A 675-nucleotide genomic window follows, 5' to 3' on the forward strand; every position below is an offset into this window, starting at 1 on the left:
GGCATCAATCACGACGCTGGAACAGTCGACAAACGGACAGATCGCGACTGTTACGCAGTCGATCATTGCCCAGCGGATCATTGACGAGATCGATGGTGCCCGCGAGTCCCAACGCTCCGCAGGTGATCAGGCACTCATCGTGCATCACCAGTCAGCGGAATTCTCGGAGACACGCGCAGAAACGCAGCGGATTACAGTGGATCTCAGCGCACTGGACCGGGCGCAGACGCAAGCCACTCAAACACTGACGACGGCGACCGAAAAGCTTGACGGCAGGATCACAGCCCACGGGCAGCAGATATCGTCGCTGCAATCCGAAATCACCGGTCTGGACGGTGTGACGGTGGCGCATTCCACCGCAATCAGCTCGCTGGAAACCGGGGCGACACAGACCGGGAATACCCTGACAGCGTATGGCGGGCGGCTGAATGCGCTGGAAACCGGCGCGGAGACACTGGATGGCCGGATCACGGGAAATGCCGAATCGATTGATGCGACGAATACCCGTGTTACGGCTGCTGCAAACAACATCTCGGCTCAGGCGGACCGGATCGCCACGCTGGAATCCGATGTTGGGGAGCTGGAAACCGGCACGAGCGCCAATGCCACCGCTATTGGCCTGCTGGAAACCGGCGCGGAACAGACCGGAACGACGCTGAACGCCCATGGCAACCG

General features: G+C 60.7%; 1 protein-coding gene. It reads left to right on the forward strand.

Annotated elements, in window-relative coordinates; translation table 11 throughout:
• Positions 1 to 675: hypothetical protein (locus E1297_RS48880; protein ID WP_196223101.1), on the forward strand; the 675-nt coding region annotated here is incomplete at both ends.

This window comes from Roseibium sp. RKSG952, assembly GCF_009711355.1.